This is a genomic window from Flavobacterium croceum DSM 17960, assembly GCF_002917885.1.
In the GTDB taxonomy this organism is placed as follows: domain Bacteria; phylum Bacteroidota; class Bacteroidia; order Flavobacteriales; family Flavobacteriaceae; genus Flavobacterium; species Flavobacterium croceum.
Window position 1 is genome coordinate 1 of the sequence record NZ_PQNY01000054.1, and the last position, 3,260, is coordinate 3,260.

A 3,260-nucleotide genomic window follows, 5' to 3' on the forward strand; every position below is an offset into this window, starting at 1 on the left:
TATACTATCCCTGCTTCGGGCGCGTGTCCTGCGGTGGTGTCGCATTATACCATAACCGTGACTAGTCCTAGTGCGCCTGCTACGATTTCAGGTACAAACACTCTTTGTGTCGGTAGCTCATCATCTTTAACCGCTTCTATATCGGGTGGTACATGGGCTTCTGCCAATACGGCTATTGCTACGGTTTCTGCTTCAGGGGTTGTAACGGCTGTAGCTTCGGGTTCTGTGTCTATCGATTATACTATCCCTGCTTCGGGCGCGTGTCCTGCCGTGGTGTCGCATTATACCATAACGGTGACTAGTCCTAGTGCGCCTGCTACGATTTCAGGTACGAATACGCTTTGTGTCGGTAGTACATCAACTTTAACCGCTTCTATATCGGGTGGTATATGGGCATCTGCCAATACGGCTATTGCTACGGTTTCTGCTTCGGGGGTTGTAACGGCTGTAGCTTCGGGTTCTGTGTCTATCGATTATACAATTCCTGCTTCGGGTGCTTGTCCTGCAGTGGTATCGCATTATACCATAACCGTGACTAATCCGAGTGCGCCTGCTACGATTTCGGGCACGAATACGCTTTGTGTCGGTAGTACATCAACTTTAACCGCTTCTATATCGGGTGGTACATGGGCATCTGCCAATACGGCTATTGCTACGGTTTCTGCTTCGGGGGTTGTAACGGCTGTAACTGCTGGTTCTGTGTCTATCGATTATACTATCCCTGCTTCGGGCGCGTGTCCTGCCGTGGTGTCGCATTATACCATAACGGTGACTAGTCCTAGTGCGCCTGCTACGATTTCGGGTACGAATACGCTTTGTGTCGGTAGTACATCATCTTTAACCGCTTCTATATCGGGTGGTACATGGGCTTCTGCCAATACGGCTATTGCTACGGTTTCTGCTTCAGGGGTTGTAACGGCTGTAGCTTCGGGCTCTGTGTCTATCGATTATACTATCCCTGCTTCGGGTGCGTGTCCTGCCGTGGTGTCGCATTATACCATAACCGTAACTAATCCTAGTGCGCCTGCTACGATTTCAGGTACGAATACTCTTTGTGTTGGTAGTACATCAACTTTAACCGCTTCTATATCGGGTGGTACATGGGCATCTGCCAATACGGCTATTGCTACTGTTTCTGCTTCAGGGGTTGTAACGGCTGTAACTGCTGGTTCTGTCTCTATCGATTATACTATCCCTGCTTCGGGCGCGTGTCCTGCGGTGGTGTCGCATTATACCATAACGGTGACTAGTCCTAGTGCGCCTGCTACGATTTCAGGTACAAACACTCTTTGTGTCGGTAGCTCATCATCTTTAACCGCTTCTATATCGGGTGGTACATGGGCTTCTGCCAATACGGCTATTGCTACTGTTTCTGCTTCAGGGGTTGTAACGGCTGTAACTGCTGGTTCTGTCTCTATCGATTATACTATCCCTGCTTCGGGCGCGTGTCCTGCCGTGGTCTCGCATTATACCATAACCGTAACTAATCCTAGTGCGCCTGCCACGATTTCAGGCACGAATACGCTTTGTGTCGGTAGTACATCATCTTTAACCGCTTCTATATCGGGTGGTACATGGGCTTCTGCCAATACGGCTATTGCTACTGTTTCTAACTCGGGGGTTGTAACGGCTGTAGCTTCGGGTTCTGTGTCTATCGATTATACTATCCCTGCTTCGGGTGCGTGTCCTGCGGTGGTGTCGCATTATACCATAACGGTGACTAGTCCTAGTGCGCCTGCTACGATTTCAGGTACAAACACTCTTTGTGTCGGTAGTACATCAACTTTAACCGCTTCTATATCGGGTGGTACATGGGCTTCTGCCAATACGGCTATTGCTACTGTTTCTGCTTCAGGGGTTGTAACGGCTGTAACTGCTGGTTCTGTCTCTATCGATTATACTATCCCTGCTTCGGGCGCGTGTCCTGCCGTGGTGTCGCATTATACCATAACCGTAACTAATCCTAGTGCGCCTGCCACGATTTCAGGCACGAATACGCTTTGTGTCGGTAGTACATCAACTTTAACCGCTTCTATATCGGGTGGTACATGGGCATCTGCCAATACGGCTATTGCTACGGTTTCTGCTTCGGGGGTTGTAACGGCTGTAGCTTCGGGTTCTGTGTCTATCGATTATACTATCCCTGCTTCGGGCGCGTGTCCTGCAGCGGTATCGCATTATACTATAACCGTGACTAATCCGAGTGCGCCTGCTACGATTTCAGGTACGAATACTCTTTGTGTCGGTAGTACATCATCTTTAACCGCTTCTATATCGGGTGGTACATGGGCATCTGCCAATACGGCTATTGCTACGGTTTCTGCTTCAGGGGTTGTAACGGCTGTAGCTTCGGGCTCTGTCTCTATCGATTATACTATCCCTGCTTCGGGCGCGTGTCCTGCCGTGGTGTCGCATTATACCATAACCGTAACTAATCCTAGTTCGCCTGCTACAATTTCGGGTACGAATACTCTTTGTGTCGGTAGTACATCATCTTTAACCGCTTCTATATCGGGTGGTACATGGGCTTCTGCCAATACGGCTATTGCTACGGTTTCTGCTTCAGGGGTTGTAACGGCTGTAGCTTCGGGTTCTGTGTCTATCGATTATACACTGCCTGCTTCGGGCGCGTGTCCTGCCGTGGTGTCGCATTATACCATAACCGTAACTAATCCTAGTGCGCCTGCTACGATTTCAGGTACGAATACTCTTTGTGTTGGTAGTACATCATCTTTAACCGCTTCTATATCGGGTGGTACATGGGCATCTGCCAATACGGCTATTGCTACGGTTTCTGCTTCAGGGGTTGTAACGGCTGTAGCTTCGGGTTCTGTGTCTATCGATTATACACTGCCTGCTTCGGGCGCGTGTCCTGCAGTCGTGTCGCATTATACCATAACCGTAACTAATCCTAGTGCGCCTGCTACGATTTCAGGTACGAATACGCTTTGTGTCGGTAGTACATCAACTTTAACCGCTTCTATATCGGGTGGTACATGGGCATCTGCCAATACGGCTATTGCTACGGTTTCTGCTTCGGGGGTTGTAACGGCTGTAGCTTCGGGTTCTGTGTCTATCGATTATACTATCCCTGCTTCGGGTGCGTGTCCTGCAGTCGTGTCGCATTATACCATAACCGTAACTAATCCTAGTTCGCCTGCTACAATTTCGGGTACGAATACGCTTTGTGTCGGTAGTACATCATCTTTAACCGCTTCTATATCGGGTGGTACATGGGCTTCTGCCAATACGGCTATTGC

General features: G+C 49.3%; 1 protein-coding gene. It reads left to right on the forward strand.

Going from position 1 to position 3,260, the window contains the following annotated elements:
* Positions 1–3,260: beta strand repeat-containing protein (locus Q361_RS13215; protein ID WP_103727200.1), on the forward strand; the 3,260-nt coding region annotated here is incomplete at both ends.